The organism is Rhodothermales bacterium, from assembly GCA_041391505.1.
GTDB lineage: Bacteria > Bacteroidota > Rhodothermia > Rhodothermales > JAHQVL01 > JAWKNW01.
The window spans coordinates 355,843-373,895 of the sequence record JAWKNW010000004.1 but is presented as its reverse complement, the minus strand read 5'-3'; the positions used below and the strand labels follow the sequence as shown (position 1 = coordinate 373,895).

12 protein-coding genes and 1 other RNA gene are annotated in these 18,053 nt (G+C 65.1%); 7 read left to right on the top strand and 6 right to left on the bottom strand.

The features are described from left to right. The 4 genes from R2834_06710 to R2834_06695 form a co-directional block, all read left to right on the top strand. Positions 1 to 1,132 (top strand): T9SS type A sorting domain-containing protein (locus tag R2834_06710; protein MEZ4700002.1); only part of this gene is annotated, 1,132 nt, incomplete at its 5' end. A gap of 384 nt (positions 1,133 to 1,516) precedes the next feature. After that, positions 1,517 to 3,676 (top strand): T9SS type A sorting domain-containing protein, encoded by a 2,160-nt coding sequence (locus R2834_06705; protein ID MEZ4700001.1) that lies wholly within the window; start codon positions 1,517 to 1,519, stop codon positions 3,674 to 3,676. 192 nt (positions 3,677 to 3,868) lie between these two features. Then, the gene (locus tag R2834_06700) at positions 3,869 to 6,817 is read left to right on the top strand and encodes a tetratricopeptide repeat protein (GenBank protein MEZ4700000.1); all 2,949 of its coding nucleotides are present in this window, start codon (positions 3,869 to 3,871) and stop codon (positions 6,815 to 6,817) included. A gap of 41 nt (positions 6,818 to 6,858) precedes the next feature. Further along, positions 6,859 to 8,604 carry a CRTAC1 family protein gene (locus R2834_06695; protein ID MEZ4699999.1) on the top strand — a complete coding sequence of 582 codons (1,746 nt, stop codon included), beginning with the start codon at positions 6,859 to 6,861 and terminating at the stop codon, positions 8,602 to 8,604. A 42-nt stretch (positions 8,605 to 8,646) separates the two neighbouring features. Here R2834_06695 and R2834_06690 read toward each other — a convergent pair whose 3' ends face one another. The 3 genes from R2834_06690 to ffs form a co-directional block, all read right to left on the bottom strand. Continuing rightward, complete coding sequence (locus R2834_06690; GenBank protein ID MEZ4699998.1) at positions 8,647 to 9,921, bottom strand: bifunctional 3,4-dihydroxy-2-butanone-4-phosphate synthase/GTP cyclohydrolase II; 1,275 nt, start codon at positions 9,919 to 9,921, stop codon at positions 8,647 to 8,649. A 103-nt stretch (positions 9,922 to 10,024) separates the two neighbouring features. Next, entirely contained in the window at positions 10,025 to 10,342 is a 318-nt protein-coding gene (yajC, locus tag R2834_06685; protein ID MEZ4699997.1) for a preprotein translocase subunit YajC, read from the bottom strand. Between the two features lie 85 nt (positions 10,343 to 10,427). Beyond that, positions 10,428 to 10,527, bottom strand: an RNA gene (gene ffs, locus R2834_06680) — signal recognition particle sRNA small type. Positions 10,528 to 11,065: 538 nt separating this feature from the next. On the opposite strand from ffs, the gene R2834_06675 reads away from it, so the two are divergent. After that, positions 11,066 to 11,434 carry a four helix bundle protein gene (locus R2834_06675; GenBank protein ID MEZ4699996.1) on the top strand — a complete coding sequence of 123 codons (369 nt, stop codon included), beginning with the start codon at positions 11,066 to 11,068 and terminating at the stop codon, positions 11,432 to 11,434. A gap of 57 nt (positions 11,435 to 11,491) precedes the next feature. On the opposite strand, the gene priA is transcribed toward R2834_06675, so the two are convergent. The 3 genes from priA to rpe all read right to left on the bottom strand — a co-directional run bounded on the left by priA (position 11,492) and on the right by rpe (position 15,670). Then, positions 11,492 to 13,960, bottom strand: a complete 2,469-nt coding sequence (gene priA / locus R2834_06670; protein ID MEZ4699995.1) for a primosomal protein N' — start codon at positions 13,958 to 13,960, stop codon at positions 11,492 to 11,494. Between the two features lie 85 nt (positions 13,961 to 14,045). Then, on the bottom strand, positions 14,046 to 14,897 hold the full coding sequence (locus R2834_06665; protein ID MEZ4699994.1) for an SDR family oxidoreductase: 852 nt from the start codon (positions 14,895 to 14,897) through the stop codon (positions 14,046 to 14,048). Between the two features lie 104 nt (positions 14,898 to 15,001). Continuing rightward, positions 15,002 to 15,670 carry a ribulose-phosphate 3-epimerase gene (gene rpe, locus R2834_06660; GenBank protein ID MEZ4699993.1) on the bottom strand — a complete coding sequence of 223 codons (669 nt, stop codon included), beginning with the start codon at positions 15,668 to 15,670 and terminating at the stop codon, positions 15,002 to 15,004. A 298-nt stretch (positions 15,671 to 15,968) separates the two neighbouring features. Between rpe and R2834_06655 the strand changes: the two genes are divergently transcribed. Then, positions 15,969 to 17,048 (top strand): DUF3179 domain-containing protein, encoded by a 1,080-nt coding sequence (locus R2834_06655; protein MEZ4699992.1) that lies wholly within the window; start codon positions 15,969 to 15,971, stop codon positions 17,046 to 17,048. Further along, positions 17,045 to 17,878: a hypothetical protein gene (locus R2834_06650; GenBank protein MEZ4699991.1), complete on the top strand. Its 834-nt coding sequence runs from the start codon at positions 17,045 to 17,047 to the stop codon at positions 17,876 to 17,878. Before R2834_06655 ends, R2834_06650 begins: the two co-directional genes overlap by 4 nt. Positions 17,879 to 18,053 lie beyond the last annotated feature (175 nt).

Here is an 18,053-nt window from a genome sequence, read left to right as displayed (position 1 = left end):
TGCGCGCGTGCTGGCCGAATTCTGGGCGGACGGCCCCGACTCGGAGACCCCTCCCGGTCACTGGTTCACGATCCTGAATTACGTCAACGATCACCCCGCGCTCGTCAAGCGCTTTCGGGGCGAAGGCGAGCCGCTGGACGACCTCGAGTGGGACGTCAAAGCCTATTTCGCGCTCGGCGGGGCCATGCACGACGCGGCCGTCACGGCCTGGGGCATCAAGGGCTGGTACGATTACATCCGCCCGATCTCCGCCATCCGGTCGATGGCCGAGCGGGGGCAAAGCAGCGACGTCACGAGGCCACGGTACGACCCGCTGGGGATCCCGCTCATCGACGGCCTCATCGAGCTGGTCGAACCCGGCGACTCGCTCGCCGGCGAGAACGGCGAAAACGTCGATGCGATCAAGCTGTATGCGTGGCGCGGCCACGAAGCGATCGCCGATCCCGGCATCGACCAGGCCGGCGTCGGCTGGATTCTGGCCCGGGACTGGTGGCCCTACCAGCGGCCCTCCTTTGTCACCCCGCCCTTCGCCGGGTACATCTCGGGGCACTCGACCTTTTCGCGCGCCGCGGCCGAAGTGCTGACCCTGTTCACGGGGGATGCGTTTTTCCCGGGCGGACTCGGCGAATTCCATGCGCCCCGCAATGCGTTTCTCGTCTTCGAAGAGGGCCCCAGCGTCGACGTCACCCTGCAGTGGGCGACCTACCGCGACGCGTCGGACCAGACCAGTCTCTCCCGCATCTGGGGCGGCATCCACCCGCCGGCGGACGACATCCCCGGCCGGCGCATCGGCATCGTCATCGGCACCGACGCCTTCCGGGCGGCCGAAGCGTACTTCTCCGGCGCCACCCGCACCGCCGTGACCGCCTCGACGCCCGGCGTCCCCCACGTCTCCCCATCCCTCTACCCCAATCCCGCCCCACGCGAAGGCCAACTCCGCATCGAATCCGGGGAAGCTCGCGGGTCGGGGCTGCGCATCCGGCTCTTTAACGCACTCGGCCAGGAGGTTCGCCGTACCACAGAGGCCTCGTCGAGCCTAACACTGGAATTAACGGGCTTGCCGGCCGGCGTTTATTTCGTTGAGATCGCGTCGAAAACCCGACGAACAGTGCGTCCGCTGGTCGTACAATAGCGGCAGCGACGCGGCTGGCCGGCGTTACATGAGCTGGAGCAACGTTACAGCAAATCCATATACTTAACATTCTCTTAACATTTAACCGCATATCCGCGACAACTCTGCGCCCCGGAATAGCGCATATTTGTAAGGTCAATCCCCACACCCCGATAGATAGAACGGTTAGCATTCAGATCGCTGGCCTTAGACGGGGATTGATGCCCCTCATGGACGACCTCCGTTCTCCGTCCGAATTGCAAGCAATAATTTTCATCAGTACTGCAAGCCAACATGAAAACCACCCTACTATCATGGGGTCAGGGGCGTGGTATGCACGCATCCTCCCCTCGCGCATCGCGATACACGCGATGGGCTGCCGTCTGCCTTCTGGGATTGGCGCCGATGGCGGCCCAGGCGCAGGATCACTCGGTCGCACGGCAGTGGAACGAAGTGCAGTTGGACGCCGTCCGCGTCGACACGCCTCGCCCGACCGTCCATGCGCGCAACCTGTTCCACAACGCTGCCGTGATGTACGACGGCTGGGCCGCGTACGACGCCACCGCCAAGACGTACATCCTGGGCAACTCCTACGGCGGGCACGCGTGTCCGTTTGACGGCGTCCCGGTGCCGACGGATGTCGATGCCGCGCGGGACGAGACGATCAGCTACGCGGCGTACCGTCTACTTTCGCATCGCTTCTCCATTTCACCGAATGCCGCCACCTCGCTGGCCGAGTTTGATGACTTGATGGCGACGCTGGGCTACGACACCAACGTCACCTCGGTCGATTACGCCAACGACGGGCCGGCAGCGCTGGGCAACTACATCGCCCAGTGCATGATCGACGGCGGTCTGCAGGACGGTTCGAACGAAGACAACAACTACGCCTCGACGATCGCCTATGCGCCGGCGAACCCCGCACTCGTGGTCGGTCTGCCGGGCAATCCGGACATTGTAGACCTCAACCGCTGGCAGCCGCTCGTCCTCAGCTATACGCTGGGCGAAAACGGCGAAGTGATCCCCGGTGCCACGCCGGGCTTCCTCAGCCCGCACTGGGGCCAGGTCACGCCTTTTTCGTTGAAAGAGGAGGATCTGACCGTGTACGAACGCGACGGTGTGCCGTACTGGGTGTACCACGATCCGGGAGCGCCCCCGCATGTGGAAGACGAGGCCGGCCTCGACTTCTACAAGTGGAACTTCATCACCAACGTCATCTGGTCGTCGCATCTGGATCCCAACGACGGGGTCATGTGGGACATCTCGCCGGCTGGCCGGGGCAACAACCCGTTTGAGAGCTATCCGGAGACCGTCGAAGAATACAAGGAATTCTACGACCTCTTCAACGGCTACGTGACCGCCGGCCAGGGCCACACCGTCAACCCGTATACGGGCCAGCCGTACGAGCCCGAGATGGTGCCGCGCGGCGACTATGCCCGTGTGCTCGCCGAGTTCTGGGCGGACGGTCCGGCTTCCGAAACGCCGCCCGGACACTGGTTCACCATCCTGAACGGCGTGAACGATCACCCGGCGCTGGTCAAGAAGATCGGCGGCGTCGGCGAGGTCGTCAGCGACCTGGAATGGGATGTCAAGGGCTATTTTGCGCTGGGCGCCGTCATGCACGACGTAGCCATCAGCGTGTGGGGCATCAAGAGCTACTACGACTTCATCCGGCCGGTCTCGGCGATCCGGGCGATGGCGGCGTACGGCCAGAGCTCCGACTCCACGCTGGCGAGCTACGATCCGAAGGGCCTCCCGCTTTATGAAGGGTACATCGAACTCGTGGAAGAAGGCGATGAACTGGCCGGCGAAAGCAACGAAAATGTCGGCAAGATCAAGGTCTTCGCATGGCGCGGAGCCGACTACGTCGAGAATCCGGATACGGATGTCGCCGGTGTGGGCTGGATCCTCGCGGAGAACTGGCGGACCTACCAGAAGGCGTCCTTCATCACGCCGCCGTTCGCCGGGTACATCTCCGGACACTCCACGTTCTCTCGCGCGGCCTCTGAAATCCTGACCGCCTTCACGGGCGATGAGTATTTCCCGGGCGGCCTCGGTGAGTTCCAGTTCAACGCCGGCGAATACCTCCTCTTCGAGGACGGTCCCAGCGTGGATATGACCCTGCAGTGGGCCACGTACCGCGATGCGTCGGATGAGACCAGTCTCTCCCGGATCTGGGGCGGCATCCATCCCCCGATCGACGACATCCCGGGTCGGCGCGTGGGGACGGACATCGCCAACGAAGTCTATGCCGAGGCGCTGCAATACTTCGCCGGCACCGCCACGAGCGTGGCGGATACGCCTTCGGCGTCCCGCGGCTTCGACATCGGGGTGTATCCCAACCCGGTCGGCGCCAGCCATGCGCTCAACGTGACGGTCGATGGCGGCAAATCGGGGGTTTCGCTGGAAGTCTTCAACGTGCTCGGTCAGGAAGTGCTGACGTACCGGGCCCCGGCGTTCCAGAAAGTCATTCAGCTCGATACGAGCGATCTCGCGGCGGGCGTTTACCTCGTGCGCGTGTCGGGCGAGCACGGAACGGTAGCCCGACCCGTGACTATCCGGTAAGTTTATCGGAGAACGGAGGTAACGAGAGGGGTAGCGGGTTAGCCTGCTACCCCTCTTTTGCTTTTATCCTTTCAGCCGGGATACCCGACGTTTCACCCCGCCAATCGACCCGGCCGGCCACGTCGCCCCCCTTTTGTGAGTGTCGGGTATTTTTATTAGGTTGAACCTGTACTGCAAGCCTCCACTACCGACATGACGGGTCCTTCCACCAGACCGGCTCCACCCAACCGGGATCGCTGGTTTGTTTCCAGGCCGCTGCGCATGGTGCTCCGCATCGCCATGGCGCTCGCGGTGTTTATGCTTGCCAATACCCTCTATCTGCTGGCCAACCGCCTGGCGGAACAGCTGGGTCTTACCTTTTTCGCCGCCGGCGACACCTCTCTCCCCGCCCTGTTCCAGGCGATGGTGCTTTCCCACACGGGGGTGGGCCTCCTCGTGGTCGTGCTGATGCTCGTGTTCGGCATCGGGCACCTGCCCCAGGTCTGGAAGCGCTACAAGCGACCGAGCGGGCTCACCGGAATCGGTTTCACGGTGCTCGGGCTCATCCTGGGCATTACAGGCCTCTTCATCCTCACCTCGTCGGCCAGCCGCGATAACAGCTGGGCGTGGTGGCTCCATGTGGTGACGGCCTTCGCGGCGCCTACAGCCTACGTGCTGCACCGCCTGCGCAGCCGGAGCAACCGGCCTTCGACCCAGGCGCACTGGCGCTTCGGGGGCGCCGTGGCCACCCTCCTGCTCGTCCTGGTCGTCTGGCACGGATTCACCAACCGCGAAATCGTGCTCACCGACGAGGCCCGGCTCGCGATGGAGCAGGGACTCCATACGGGCCCCGGCGCCCGCGACCGCGATGCCGCCAGCTTTGCCGGCGACGGGTTCGTGCCGGCGGGCTACGTCCCCCCGGAAAGCCCGTTCTTCCCGGCCGCAACGACCACCACCTCCGGAAGTTACCTGCCCTCCCGCATCATCACGCGCGACGATCTCGGCGCGGAAGAGCAGGTGCGCGCGGAAATCTCGACCTTCGGCTTTGTGAAGGATACCCCGATCGGCGCCGAGACCTGCCAGCGATGCCACGCCGACGTCGTGGCCCAGTGGGAGGCCTCCGCGCACCGATTCGCCTCGTTCAACAACCCGTTCTACGAGGCCACCATCGAGGATATGCGGAAGAATGCCACGGAGTCTAATCCTTGGGTGGATCGGCATCTGGCATCGTTCCCGGATATCGGGGCGGACGGCGTGGGACGGGCGAAGAGCAAGTGGTGCAGCGGGTGTCACGACCCGGCGCTGATGCTCGCCGGCAAGATGAACCAGCCGATCGATCGTAATGCCCCGGAAGCCCAGGCCGGCCTCACCTGCCTGGCCTGCCACGCCATCGACACGATCCACGACCGGACCGGCAACGGCAACTACAACATCGCGGACGAACAGGAGGACCCCTACCTCTTCGCCACGGCCCGGTCCGGATCGATCGGCGCATTGTTGCACGACGCGGCGCTGAAGGCGAAACCGACCGTCCACATGCGCCAGTTGCTGAAGCCCGTTTTCAAGTCCGCCGAATACTGCGCCACCTGCCACAAGGTGAGCCTGCGCGCTCCGCTGAACAATTACCGCTGGCTCCGGGGCCAGAACGAATACGATAACTGGCACGACAGCGGCGTCGCCCTGAACGCGTCGCGCACGTTTTATCTGCCGCCCGTAAAACGCGTCTGCCAGGATTGCCACATGCCCCTCGAGCCGGCGCCGCTGGGCGACGTGTCGGCCAAGGGAGGGATGGTTAAGTCACATCGCTTCCTCGCCGTCAACACGGCCCTGCCGTTCCTGCGGGGCGACACCGACACCATTCGCCGCATCGAGGCCTTCCTCCGTAGCGAAAAATTGCGCGTCGAGGTCTTCGCCGTCAGCTCCGCATCCCGCTCGGAACCGATCATGGACGCCGCGGGAACGCTGCCGCCCCTGCCGGCCGGCGAACAGGTCACGGTCGATGTCGTCGTGCGCAACCAGGGCGTCGGCCACACCTTCCCGGGTGGAACGAACGACTCGAACGAGGGCTGGCTGGAGTTCACGGTGACCGACGATGCCGGAATCACCCTGGCGATCAGCGGCTACATCGACGCGACGGGCCATCTCGACCCCATGGCGCATGTCTTCAAGGCCGTCATGGTCGATAAAAACAGCCGGCCCATCCAGATGCGCAACGCGCAGGACATCCACACGACTGTCTTCGCCAACGTCATCGGCCCCGGCACCGCCGACCTCGCGCACTACACCTTCCGGGTGCCCGAAGAACTCGCCGGCCGCAAGCTGACGCTCAAGGCCCGGCTCCTCTGGCGCAAGTTCGATCGGCCCTACACCGAATTCGCCTACCGGACCAACCCGGTCGGGTTCAAGCGTTTCGATGCCGTGCCGAACCTCCCGATTACCGAAATCGCCGCGCATCAGGTCACCCTGCCGGTGGTCGACGCCGCCGAAATAGCCGGCATCCCGTTCATCCCGGTCTCCACCGCCGCAGCGGACGACCCGCAGGCCTGGATACGCTTCAACGACTACGGCATCGGGCTCCTGCTGGAAAACGACACCCGCGGCGCGGCGCGTGCGTTCGCCCGCGTGGCCGAGCTGGCGCCGGCGCGCGTCGACGGCCCGCTCAACCTGGCCCGGACGGCGTTCCAGGACGGCAATCTCACGCGCGCCTACCAGCACCTGCAGGCGTGCGAGCGCATCGCCGTGGGCGATCCCCGCGTCGCCTGGGTCTGGGGGCTCGTCCGTCAGGAAGACGGGCTGTATGGGGATGCCGCCGCCGCGTACCGCTATGTCCTGGAGACCTTCCCCGAGGATCGGGCGACGTGGCGCCAGCTGGGCCGCACCTACTACCTGGATCAGCAATACGAACAGTCGATCGAAGCCTACTCCGAGGCGCTCGCCATCGATCCGGAAGATCGGGAGGCATATTACCACCTGATGCTCAATTACCGCGCGCTCGGCGACGAAGCCCAGGCCGCGTTGGCCGAACAGGCCTTCGAATACTACCAGATCGACGAATCCGCGAGCGAAGTCGCGCGAACGTATCGACTCCAGAATCCGGGAGCCAACTTGATGGTTCAGGATATCCGAATCCATCCCCTGGAACTGACGACCGGCGCCCCGTGAGGTCCGCCTCGTCGGCCACGCGCTGATCCGCTCAAGAGCCCATGCCCACACCCCGTTATGCCTGCGCCGTACTGGCCGCCCTGATCGCCACCGGCTGCGGCGGCAACGAGGCCGCGCAGGAGCAACCCACCTTTACCCGCGAAAGCCCCAGCTTCGCCCAGGACCGTTCGGGGGCCGCCGGCGCCGACCTCCGGTTCACGGACATCACCCGGGAAGCCGGCATCGCCTTTACGCACGTCACGGGCGCCTTCGGCAACAAGTGGATGCCGGAGACGATCGGGAGCGGCGGCGGCTTTTTCGACTACGACGGAGACGGGCTCGTCGACATCCTGCTCGTCAACAGCGCCGAGTGGCCGGGACACGCGTCGGACCGGCCCCGGCCGACCCCGCACCTCTACCGCAACCGGGGCGACGGCACGTTCGACGACGTGACGGCCCGCGCGGGGCTCGACATCAGTTTCTACGGAATGGGCGCCGCCATGGCCGACTATGACGCCGACGGCGACATCGATCTGTACCTCACGGCCGTGGGCGACAACCGCCTGCTCCGTAACGACGCGGGGCGCTTCGTCGACGTCACCGCCGCCGCGCGGGTCTCGGGCAACGATCCGCGCCCGGGCGCCACGCCGGCGTGGTCCAGCAGCGCCGCCTGGGTGGATGTGGACCGGGACGGCTGGCTCGATCTGTTCGTGGCGAACTATGTAAAATGGACCCCCGAAACGGACATTTACGTCACGCGAGACGGCAAAACCAAGTCATACGCCACGCCCGAGGGCTACAAGGGGGAATCGTCCCGCCTGTACCGCAATCTGGGGAACGGCCGATTCGAGGACGTGACGGAAGCCGCCGGCGTTCGCAACGACGAGGGCAAGTCGCTCGGCGTGGCGGTGGGCGACCTGAACGACGACGGGTGGCCGGACCTCGTCGTATCCAACGACACCCAGCCTAACTTTCTGTACATGAACGACGGCGACGGGACGTTCACCGACACCGCCGTCCCCGCCGGCATTGCCTACGACGAAGTCGGCCGCGCCCGCGCCGGCATGGGGCTCGATGTCGCCGACATCCACAACGACGGCCAGTACGCCATCGCCATCGGCAACTTCGCCAAGGAGCCCATCTCCCTCTACACCCAGATCGGCGACGGCAAGCTGTTCCAGGACCGCGCCGGCGCCGCGCGCCTCACCCGTCCCTCCCTCCTCGCGCTTACGTTCGGGCTCCAGTTCGTCGACCTCGATCTCGACGGCCGGCTGGACCTGCTGACGGCCAACGGCCACATCGAACCCGAGATCAACGCGGTCCAGCAAGACATCCACTTTGCCCAGAAACCCCAGGTCTTCTGGAACGACGGCGCCCAGTTCGTCGACGTGAGCGACACGGCCGGCCCTGCCTTCTCCGAACCCATCGTGGCGCGCGGCGTCGCGACGGCCGATATCGACGGGGATAGCGATCTGGATGTGTTGTTTACGTTAAACGGCGGATCGCCCCGCCTGCTGCGCAACGAGGCCTCGGGCAACCAGGCGATCCGGCTGCAATTCACAGGAAAAAAACCCAATGTCCAGGCCATCGGGGCGAAGGTCACGGTGTGGGCCGGTGGCATCGCCCAGCGACGCATGGTGCGGACGGGCTCGTCGTACCTGACCCAGTCGGATGTGGGAACGATGGTGATCGGGCTGGGGCAGGCTACCGTGGCCGACAGTGTCGTGGTGACGTGGCCCGGCAGCGGCAAGACGACGCGCGTCGCCGGCGTAGCGGCGGGCGAGACCCTGAAGATCCGCGAAGACTGACTCCGCGAAGACTTACGCGGCGCGGACTTACAAAACCCGGCCTTACAAAACCCGACCCAGCGCCTCCTGATCGTGCGCGCTCATTTCGCCCAGGATGAGATGACCCATGCGGTCGCGCTTGGTCCGCAGGTATTTTTCGTTGACGGCGTTGGGCGGCACTTCGACAGGCACGCGTTCGACGATTTCGAGTCCGTAGCCGGCGAGCCCCACCCGCTTGGTCGGATTGTTCGTCATCAGCCTGAGCTTGCGAATTCCCAGATCGCGCAGGATCTGGCATCCGATACCGTAGTCGCGATGGTCCATCTTGAAGCCGAGGGCTTCGTTCGCCTCGACGGTATCCATCCCCTGCTCCTGCAGCTTATAGGCGCGCAGTTTGTTGATGAGGCCGATGCCGCGCCCCTCCTGTTTCATGTAGAGCAACACGCCCTGCCCTTCCCGCTCGATCTGCTGCAACGCCAGCGCGAGCTGGTCTCCGCAGTCGCACCGCATCGAGCCAAAGATATCGCCCGTCACGCACTGGGAGTGGACACGCACGAGCACGGGGTCCTCTTCGGTCCAGGCGCCTTTTTGCATGGCCAGATGCACATCCCCGGTGAGCCGCTCCTCGAAGGCGGTGAGCGTGAAATCGCCAAACCGGGTCGGCATATCGACGGATACGAGCTCGCGGACGAGCTTTTCGTGCCGCATGCGGTAGGCGATCAGGTCCTTGATGGTAATGATCCGCATATCGAACTGCTTCGCGAGTTTGCGCAGCTCGGGTACGCGGGCCATGGTTCCATCCTCGTTCAGGATCTCCACGAGCACGCCGGCGGGCTCGAAACCCGCCATGCGGGCCAGGTCCACCGCAGCCTCGGTATGGCCGGCGCGCCGAAGCACGCCCCCTTCGAAGGCGCGCAGCGGGAAGACATGCCCGGGGCGCGCGAAATCCGCCGGTTTCGCTTTTGGATCCGCGAGGGCGGCGATGGTTCGGGAGCGGTCGGCCGCGGAGATGCCGGTGGATGTGCCGATCCGATAGTCCACGGAAACCGTGAAGGACGTCTCGTGGAGGGCCGTATTCGAACTCGCCATCATGTCGAGATCGAGCTCGACGGTCCGTTCGCGGGTGATGGGAACGCAGATCAGGCCGCGGCCCTGGCTGGCCATGAAGTTGACCAGCTCCGGCGTGATGGCCTCGGCCGCACAGATGAAGTCGCCCTCGTTCTCCCGGTCCTCGTCATCGACGACGATGACGAGCCGTCCCTTACGTATATCCTCAACGGCCTGTTCGACGCTGTCGAAGCTGGCCGGGGTTACTTCGCGCTTTTCCGCGTGATCCATGTCTGTACTCCAAACGCCTGTGTCGCTTGCCGCGGGAGGTTGTACCCGTGGGCAGAGGCCAGGTTCGAGATATCGATACGGCGCGGAGGGCGTCAGCCGGCGGTCACTCCTTCGTCTCTACGCGCGCAATAGCGCTCTTGTCCACCCGGATCTTCGCGCTGCTTCCTTTGTCGATTTCGACGAGGACGCTGGTTTCATCCACCTGGGTCACCGTCCCATGAATGCCGCCGATCGTCACCACGCGCTCCCCTTTCTTCACCGCCTCGATCATCTTCTTCCGTTCCGACTCCCGTTTCTGCTGGGGGCGGATCATGAAGAAGTAAAAAACCACAAAGATCAGAACGAGCGGAAGAAACGTGACGAAGGGGTTCTGATCCGGCGAAGGTTGCGCCATGAGAAGGATGTCGAGGGACGGCATCATGGAATCGATCGACTGGTGCGAGGACAATCAGGTGGTGGGTGCGCTGCGAAGATACGGCGCGTCGCGTAAACTGGCGACAAAAAAAGTAGGGCAAGCTTACCGTATCGCACCGCTACAACCTCCTACCGCTGCTACCTTCCGGTCCTGACGGGGTTCAGAGGGAGCTGGTCGTACGGGACTTGCCCCATGTTGGCGCGAGACTCGATGTTCTCGCGGTTGGATGGGGACAAACAGGCGAGCGGGGGAATGGTTCCGGCTGCGCCGGAATGCAAATTTGAAATCGCACATCGCATATTATTTACTGATCTTACGCACGATAGCCTCAGGTCTTGTGATGCAGGATACAGGGATGCAGGATAATCGATAAAACGGACGGGGTTTCGGTAAACATCCTGCATCTTGCATCCCGCATCGATAGATCACGTCATGAACGTGCGTAACGTCAATTATTTAGCGAGGATGTGCACCACTTCGGGACGAGGGATGGGTGCGGAATGCAAGATGCAGCATTTCTCGCGAAAAGCCGTGTTTTGACCGGTAGCCCTAGGACCACGTGCCCTGGCACCAAAAGATCGAGGCGCGACGGAGCGCTGATCAGCCATTCAGCCTGGCCGCGCAGTGAGAGGGTACGCGTTCGCTTCTCAAACTGTCTAGGTAGGAGGTGATGGAATTTGAACCCCATCGTTGCGTCGATCCTATCCGTTTCACGAGCACTTTAGCGCCATGACTCAACGCCAGCTTCACAACAGGTTTTTCAATTTGGCGGCGCGAATAGGCCTTTTTGTCGAGCAGCTTCCGAGAACATACCTGGGGCGGCATCTTGCGGGCCAGCTCGTTCGAAGCGGGACCTCTCCTCTGGCGAACTATGCGGAAGCGGGTGCCGCCGAAAGCCGCCGCGACTTTATTCACAAGATGGGTATCTGTTTGAAAGAACTGCGGGAAACATCAACGTGGTTGCACCTGGCAAGGCATCTGTCAGTAGGTGATGGGTCGCAACTGCCGGCACTCATTGACGAGGTGGATCAATTGATGCGCATCACCGCGCGTTCAATATTAACCGCCAAAAAGAATTCGAGTAAAGCTCGCCACTGACATCACACTCTGCATTTTTCGATATTCGATTTGCGATTTAAAACGGGTATCTGGCGCTCAATACAGCGTATTCGCATCCACGTCCACCGACATCCGGTAGCCGTTGGGGAGTTTGCCGAAGGCGGCGCCGGCCTGTCGGAGGAGGTGCTGGAGTTCGCCGCCGGCGAGGCGGCGCGGGGCCTTGATCACGACGTGGTAGCGGAACTGGTTTTTGACTCGGCCGATCAGTGCCGGCTGGGGATCCAGCACATCCAGCACGCCGGCGGGGAACGCGGCGTGCCAGCGCCGCGCAAGCCGTTCGACCTCCGCCTCGTCGGGGCCGCGGAACTCGACCAGCACCACGGTGCCGTACGGCGGATAGTTCAGCGCCTGCCGGACCGGCAGCGCGAGACGGATGAACCCCTCGACGTCGTGCGCGCAGGCGTGCACGATGACGGGATGCCGGGGGTTGCGGGTCTGGAGCACGACCTCGCCCGGCAGGCCGGCCCGGCCGGCGCGGCCGGCGACCTGCGTCAGCAGCTGGAACGTGCGTTCTTCGGCCCGGAAATCGGGCATCAGCATCCCCACATCCGCATCGATGACGCCGACGAGGGTCACGCGGCCAAAATCCAGCCCCTTCGCCACCATTTGCGTCCCTACCAGGATATCCGCCTCGCCGCGGCCGAACCGGTCCAGGAGCAGGTGGTGGGCGTTTTTGCGCGTCGTCGTGTCCAGATCCATCCGCAGCACCCGCGCATCCGGAAAATACGCCGCCAGTTCTTCTTCCACCCGCTGCGTGCCGGCGCCGAGGCGCCGCAGCTCCGTGCTGCCGCATTGCCCGCAGGTCCGCGGCAGCCGCTGCGCCCGTCCGCAATAGTGGCACCGGAGGTGGTTGTGCGCCTTATGGAAGGTCATCGTCACCGAGCACTCGGTGCAGGTGGGCGACCAGCCGCAGGCGAGGCATTCGAGTACGGGAGCATAGCCGCGGCGGTTTTGCAGCAGGATGACCTGCTCGCCGCGCGCGAGCCGGCTCGCAATGGCCTCGCGCAGCGTTTCAGATAACGCGCCGTCCAGCCGGCGCTTCTTGCGTTCGGTGGCGAGATCCACGACGCGGATCGACGGCAGCGCCGCCGCTTCCTTCCCGGGCACGGGCACCCGGTCCGGCATCGCCAGCAGGGTGTATTTGCCGGTCTCGTAGGCGTTGGCGTAGGTCTCGAAACTCGGCGTCGCCGAGCCGAGCACGCAGACGGCTCCGCTCATGTGCGCCCGCATCACCGCCACATCCCGCGCATGGTAGCGAGGGGCGGGATCGGCCTGCTTGTAGGAGCCCTCGTGCTCTTCATCGACCACGATGAGCCCGACCTTCGCGAGCGGCGCCAGGATCGCCGAACGGGGCCCGATCACCACGTCGAACCGGCCACCGTGCAGATGCCGCCACGCGTCGTAGCGTTCCCCGGGGCTCATCCGGGAATGCAACACGGCGATCCGGTCGCCGAAGTGCGCGCGGAATCGCTGGACGGTCTGTGGCGTGAGCGCGATTTCCGGGACGAGGATGATGCCGGTCTTGCCCTGCTCGAGCACCTGTTTCAGGGCCGTGATATACACCTCCGTCTTGCCGCTGCCCGTCACCCCGTGGAGCAAAAACGTCTCGAAGCGGCCGGCGCCGATCGCCGCGCCGATCCGGTCCAGCGCCGCGACCTGGGCGGGATGCAGCGCGTGCGCCGGCGGCGCCTCCGGACGCGCCGGCAATTCGCCGAGCGGCGTGCGAATCACCTCGTGCTCGATCACCTCTACCCACCCCCGCTTCGCCAGGCTCGCCACGGTGCTCGACGACGCCCCGGTGCCCGCCAGCACGTCGCGCTGCGGCACGGCCTCGCCGCCGGCGAGCGCGGCCAGTACCGCCGCCTGCTTCTCCCCGATTTTCTCCCCCTCCGACGGCGGCGTCGCGAGACGGACGTATTTCACCTGCTTGATCTGCACGCGCGGCTTTCCCACCGCATGCTGCACCCCGATCCATCCCTCCAACTCCAGCCGATCGAGCAGCGGGCGCGTCACGCCCTGAAGCTGTTCGCGCAACGCGCTGAAGGTCGTCTCGCCTTCCTCTTCGAGCCAGCGGAGAACCTCCAGCTCGACGCCGCCCACGCTCTCGACATCCGGCGTCGCGTCGGTGCGCGTGATCCGTAATTCCTCCTCCACCTCGGTCCCGGAAGGCAGCGCGGCGCGCAGCACCTCGCCCCATCCGCATACATAATATTCGGCGATCCAGCGTGTCAGGCGCAGCATATCGGGCGAAAACGCCGGCCGGGCGTCGAGCACGTCGATCAGCGGCTTGAGCCGGCCGCCGGCCCCGCCGACATCGTCCAGCGCGACGATCACGCCCGTCTGGCTTCGGTGCCCGAACGGCACGAGTACGCGGCACCCGACGTTCGCCCGAAAGCGCAGCGCGTCGGGGACGGCGTAGGTAAACGTCTTGTCCAGCGGGAGCGGCAGCGCCACCTGGACCGTTGCCGGCGGAATGGGATTACGGGGTCTGGAGGATGCGGACACAGGCAAGGGTTCAGCTTCGAATGCGAATCAGCCGATGAAACCGGCAATCTACGGCAGGTCGGTGACAACCCGATGTCGGTCTCGTTCAGATGCCGGCCATGCCCACCATCTCCGCACTCAGGCGCCAGAGCCGCTCGGCGTCCTCCTCGACATAGGCGGATGGCGCGGCCTTGACCGACTTCTTGCGGTCGAAATATTCGCCGGTGACGTCCGCCACATCCGGAGAGCTGGCGAGATAGATCGAGGTCTCGGCACCCTTGCTGGGACTCAGATAAAACAGGCCGAACAGGCGGAACGCCAGGGCGAGGGGGTGCCAGCCGCTGCCGGCGATGTTGGTCCGCACGACCCCCGGGTGCAGGCAGTTTACGGTCACGCCCGTGCCTGCCAGCCGGCGCGCCAGCGCCCGCGTGAACAGGATGTTGGCCAGCTTCGACTGGGCGTAACTGCCGTATGGGGCGAAGGAGCGCTCGCCCTGAAGATCGTCGAAGGCGAAGCGCGACCGTTTGTGCGCATTCGAAGAGACGTTGACGATGCGCGCCGGCGCGCTGGCCTTCAGGCGGTCCAGCAGCAGGTTCGTGAGGAGGAAATAGGCGAGGTGGTTGACGGCGAAGGTCATCTCGAACCCGTCGACGGTCAATACACGTTTCGCCTGAACCAGGCCGGCGTTGTTGACAAGCACGTCCAGCCGCGGGTATCGATCGAGCACTTCCGCGGCGGCGCGGCGGATATCGGCCTGCGAGGCCAGGTCGGCCAGGATGAGCTGCGCGGCGTCCGCGCCGGCCTCCTGCACGATGCGCCGCTGCGCGGCCTCTCCCCGCTCCCTGTTCCGGGCGATCATCACGATGTGATGCCCCATCCGGGCTAGCCCGAGCGCCGTTTCATACCCGATGCCTCCACTGGCACCGGTAATCAGTATCGTCTTCCGTTCCACATGCACGCGTTTCTAGATGGTCGACCGGCCCTGCGCGATGGATACACCCGAGGCGCCGTGTCGTTGACGTGAATGCACGAGACGGGAAAACGTTCGATGCGCGCGACCCATCAAACGGCGAGCGCCGCGCGAAAGCCCGCGATGTTTTCGGCCACCGATCGGGCGCCGCCGAAGATCGCGCTGCCGGCCACGATGACGTCGGCGCCGGCATCCACCACCTCGCGCACATTCGACGCCTTGACGCCCCCATCCACCTGGAGACGCAGATCCAGCCCCCGCGCCTTCATCTCCTGCCGCAGCCGCCGGATTTTCTGGGTGCTCTGGGGGATGTAGGCCTGCCCGCCGAAGCCGGGGTTGACCGACATGATGAGCACCAGCTCCACGAAGGGCAAAATCTCGTCGAGCGTCGAGAGCGAGGTGGCCGGGTTGAGCGTAACTCCCGGGAGCACGCCGGCCTCCCGGATCTGCTGGATCGTACGGTGCAGGTGCGGACACGTCTCGACGTGCACGGTGATCCGGTGCGCGCCGGCTTTCGCAAACGCGTCGATGTACCGCTCGGGGTTCTCGATCATGAGATGGACGTCGAGCACCGCCCCGGTCTCCTGCGAAAGCGGCTTCAGGGCTTCGACGATGAGCGGCCCGATGGTGATATTGGGGACGAAGTGGCCATCCATGACGTCGATATGCAGCCACTCGGCGCCGGCCGCGACGGCCTCGCGGGCATGCGCCTCGAGCCGGGAGAAGTCGGCGGAGAGAATGGAAGGGGCGAGGATCGGCATGGAAAGCGATGTAAAACGGTTGCAAGAACGGACCAAACGCACGACCGCCCCGTTCATCCCGGGTGCGATGCCGGACGTACGACACCGCATCCAGCGCAGGGCGTTTCCAGGAAACGTGCCGCGTGGGGAATCGGTCCCGGAACCTACTCGTGAGGCGTCATTACGTTCACAGAACGAGTATCGGTCCGAGGCGGGCGCTTTGAACCCTCGGCGGCTCCACGCCGCGCTTCTCCGTAACACGCCCCTCGCCGTTATGACGTACAGACAGTCGTCTCCGAGATCCACGCCCGTTTCCAGCATGCGCATCCAGGCCATCTCCCGCCTCGCCTTCACGCTTCTCCTCCTCACCGCCGGCTGCGACAGCGGCGGAAACGGCGACGCCGGCGACCCGCCGATGGAGCTTGGCTGCATCGTCGACGCGAACCTCTTTCGGGATGGAGGCGTCGGGAAGGACGGCATCCCGGCGCTGGTCGATCCTCCGCTCGTATCGGCCCCCACGGCCACGTATCTGGCGGACAGCAGCCGCGTGATCGGGCTCGTCGCCGGCGAGCGGGCCATCGCCATCCCGCACAACATCCTATGGTGGCACGAAATCGTCAACCTGACCCTCGACGGGGCGCCGCTCGCCGTCACCTTCTGCCCGCTCACCGGATCCAGCATGGCGTTCGACCGGTCGGCCGCTGCCGGCGCGGCGTTCGGCGTCTCGGGCCTGCTCTACCAGAGCAACCTGACGATGTACGACCGCAATACCGACGAGTCGCTCTGGCCGCAGATGAACCGCGAGGCCGGCTGCGGCGAACGAAACGGGACGCCGCTCGTCATGAGCCCGGTCATCGAGATGACCTGGGCGGGATGGCAGGCGCTGCATCCCGACACCGAGGTGCTCTCGAGCCAGACCGGCTGGACGCGCAACTACACGCCCGCCGGCTACCCGTACGGCGACTACGAAGACATCGACAACAACCGCCTGCTGGTCAACCTCCCCATCGATACCCGCCGGCCGCCCAAGGAGCGGGTCCTCGGCATCCCGGGCACGGACGGCGGCGTGGCGTACCCGTTCGGCCTCCTCGACGACGGCGCGCCCACACGAGCCCTCGCGGACACCGTCGACGGCCTGCCGGTCGTGATTTTGTGGGATGGTGCGAAGCGCGCCGCGATGGCGTACACGGCCGAACTGGATGGGGCGCCCATCGCGTTCGAGATCCACGAAGGGCGGATCGAGGACACGGATACCGGATCGGTGTGGGAGGTGGACGGACGGGCCGTGGAGGGCGACCGCGCCGGCGCGCGGCTGACCCCGATCGCCGAGGCCTACGTCGCCTTCTGGTTCGCATGGGCCACCTTCGAACCCAACACCCGGATCTGGGGAGTGCCGTGATACGCGCGGCCACGGTGCTCGTGGCGATCTGGGCCGCTGGCCTGGCGCCGGGGAGCGCCAACGGGCAATGGACGCTGCAACCGGGTCATGGCTGGCTTTCCACGACGCTCTACCACCATCGAACGTCGCGATCCTTCGACGAAGCCGGCCGCGCCGAACCCTTTTTCGCCGACGGCCGCGCGGTGACGACGTCGCTCTACGTCACCGCCGCGATGGGCGTCATCCGGGGGCTGGATGTCTGGGCGCAACTCCCGGTGCACCGCTTGAACTTCGAAAACGCCGCCGGCCCGCGGGAACGCCTGGGATTCGGCGACCCGCGATTTTACCTGCGCATCTCGCCCCAGCTTGCCGGCCGCAACGTGCCGATCGCGCTCCGCGGCGGCGTGAAGCTGCCGGGAGGACATTTCCCGGTGGACGCCGAAATCATCCCGCTCGGCGAGGGGCAGCGGGACTGGGAGCTGATGCTGGAAATCGGCCATTCGCTGTACCCGAAATCGCTCTACCTCGCCGGCTGGGCCGGCCGCCGGTGGCGGGCGCTGAATCGGGCTGCCGCGCGGAAGCCGGGCGATGAATGGTTTGCTTTTTTGTCCGCCGGCGGTCGCCGGGACCGGTTCGTCTGGAAGGTCATCCTGGAGGGATGGAAGGGCGATGCGCCGCGGATCCAGGGTTTCACGATCCCGTCGGCTCGCCGGGAGATGCTTCAGACGATGCCGAGTGTGGGATGGGACGTAGGGGCCGGGGTCATCGAACTGGGGGTGAGGATCCCGGTCGCGGGAAAAAACCTGCCCGCGGGTCCGGCGGGGGTGGTTGGATTTTTCGTAACGAGATAGGCGGGGTACCGTCGGCAGGTCGGGTTACGGTCCATCGATGTGCATGTCGGGTTACGGCCCATCGATGTGCATGTCGGGTTACGGCCCATCGATGTGCATGTCGGGTTACGGTCCATCGATGTGCATGTCGGGTTACGGTCCATCGATGTGCATGTCGGGTTACGGTCCCTGTTAG

Excerpts from the sequence above, each read along its gene's own strand:
- R2834_06705 (MEZ4700001.1), top strand. The coding sequence starts at position 1,517 with ATGGCGGCCCAGGCGCAGGATCACTCGGTCGCACGGCAGTGGAACGAA.
- R2834_06700 (MEZ4700000.1), top strand. The coding sequence starts at position 3,869 with ATGACGGGTCCTTCCACCAGACCGGCTCCACCCAACCGGGATCGCTGG.
- R2834_06695 (MEZ4699999.1), top strand. The coding sequence starts at position 6,859 with ATGCCCACACCCCGTTATGCCTGCGCCGTACTGGCCGCCCTGATCGCC.
- R2834_06690 (MEZ4699998.1), bottom strand. The coding sequence starts at position 9,921 with ATGGATCACGCGGAAAAGCGCGAAGTAACCCCGGCCAGCTTCGACAGC.
- yajC (MEZ4699997.1), bottom strand. The coding sequence starts at position 10,342 with ATGATGCCGTCCCTCGACATCCTTCTCATGGCGCAACCTTCGCCGGAT.
- R2834_06675 (MEZ4699996.1), top strand. The coding sequence starts at position 11,066 with ATGACTCAACGCCAGCTTCACAACAGGTTTTTCAATTTGGCGGCGCGA.
- rpe (MEZ4699993.1), bottom strand. The coding sequence starts at position 15,670 with ATGCCGATCCTCGCCCCTTCCATTCTCTCCGCCGACTTCTCCCGGCTC.
- R2834_06655 (MEZ4699992.1), top strand. The coding sequence starts at position 15,969 with ATGCGCATCCAGGCCATCTCCCGCCTCGCCTTCACGCTTCTCCTCCTC.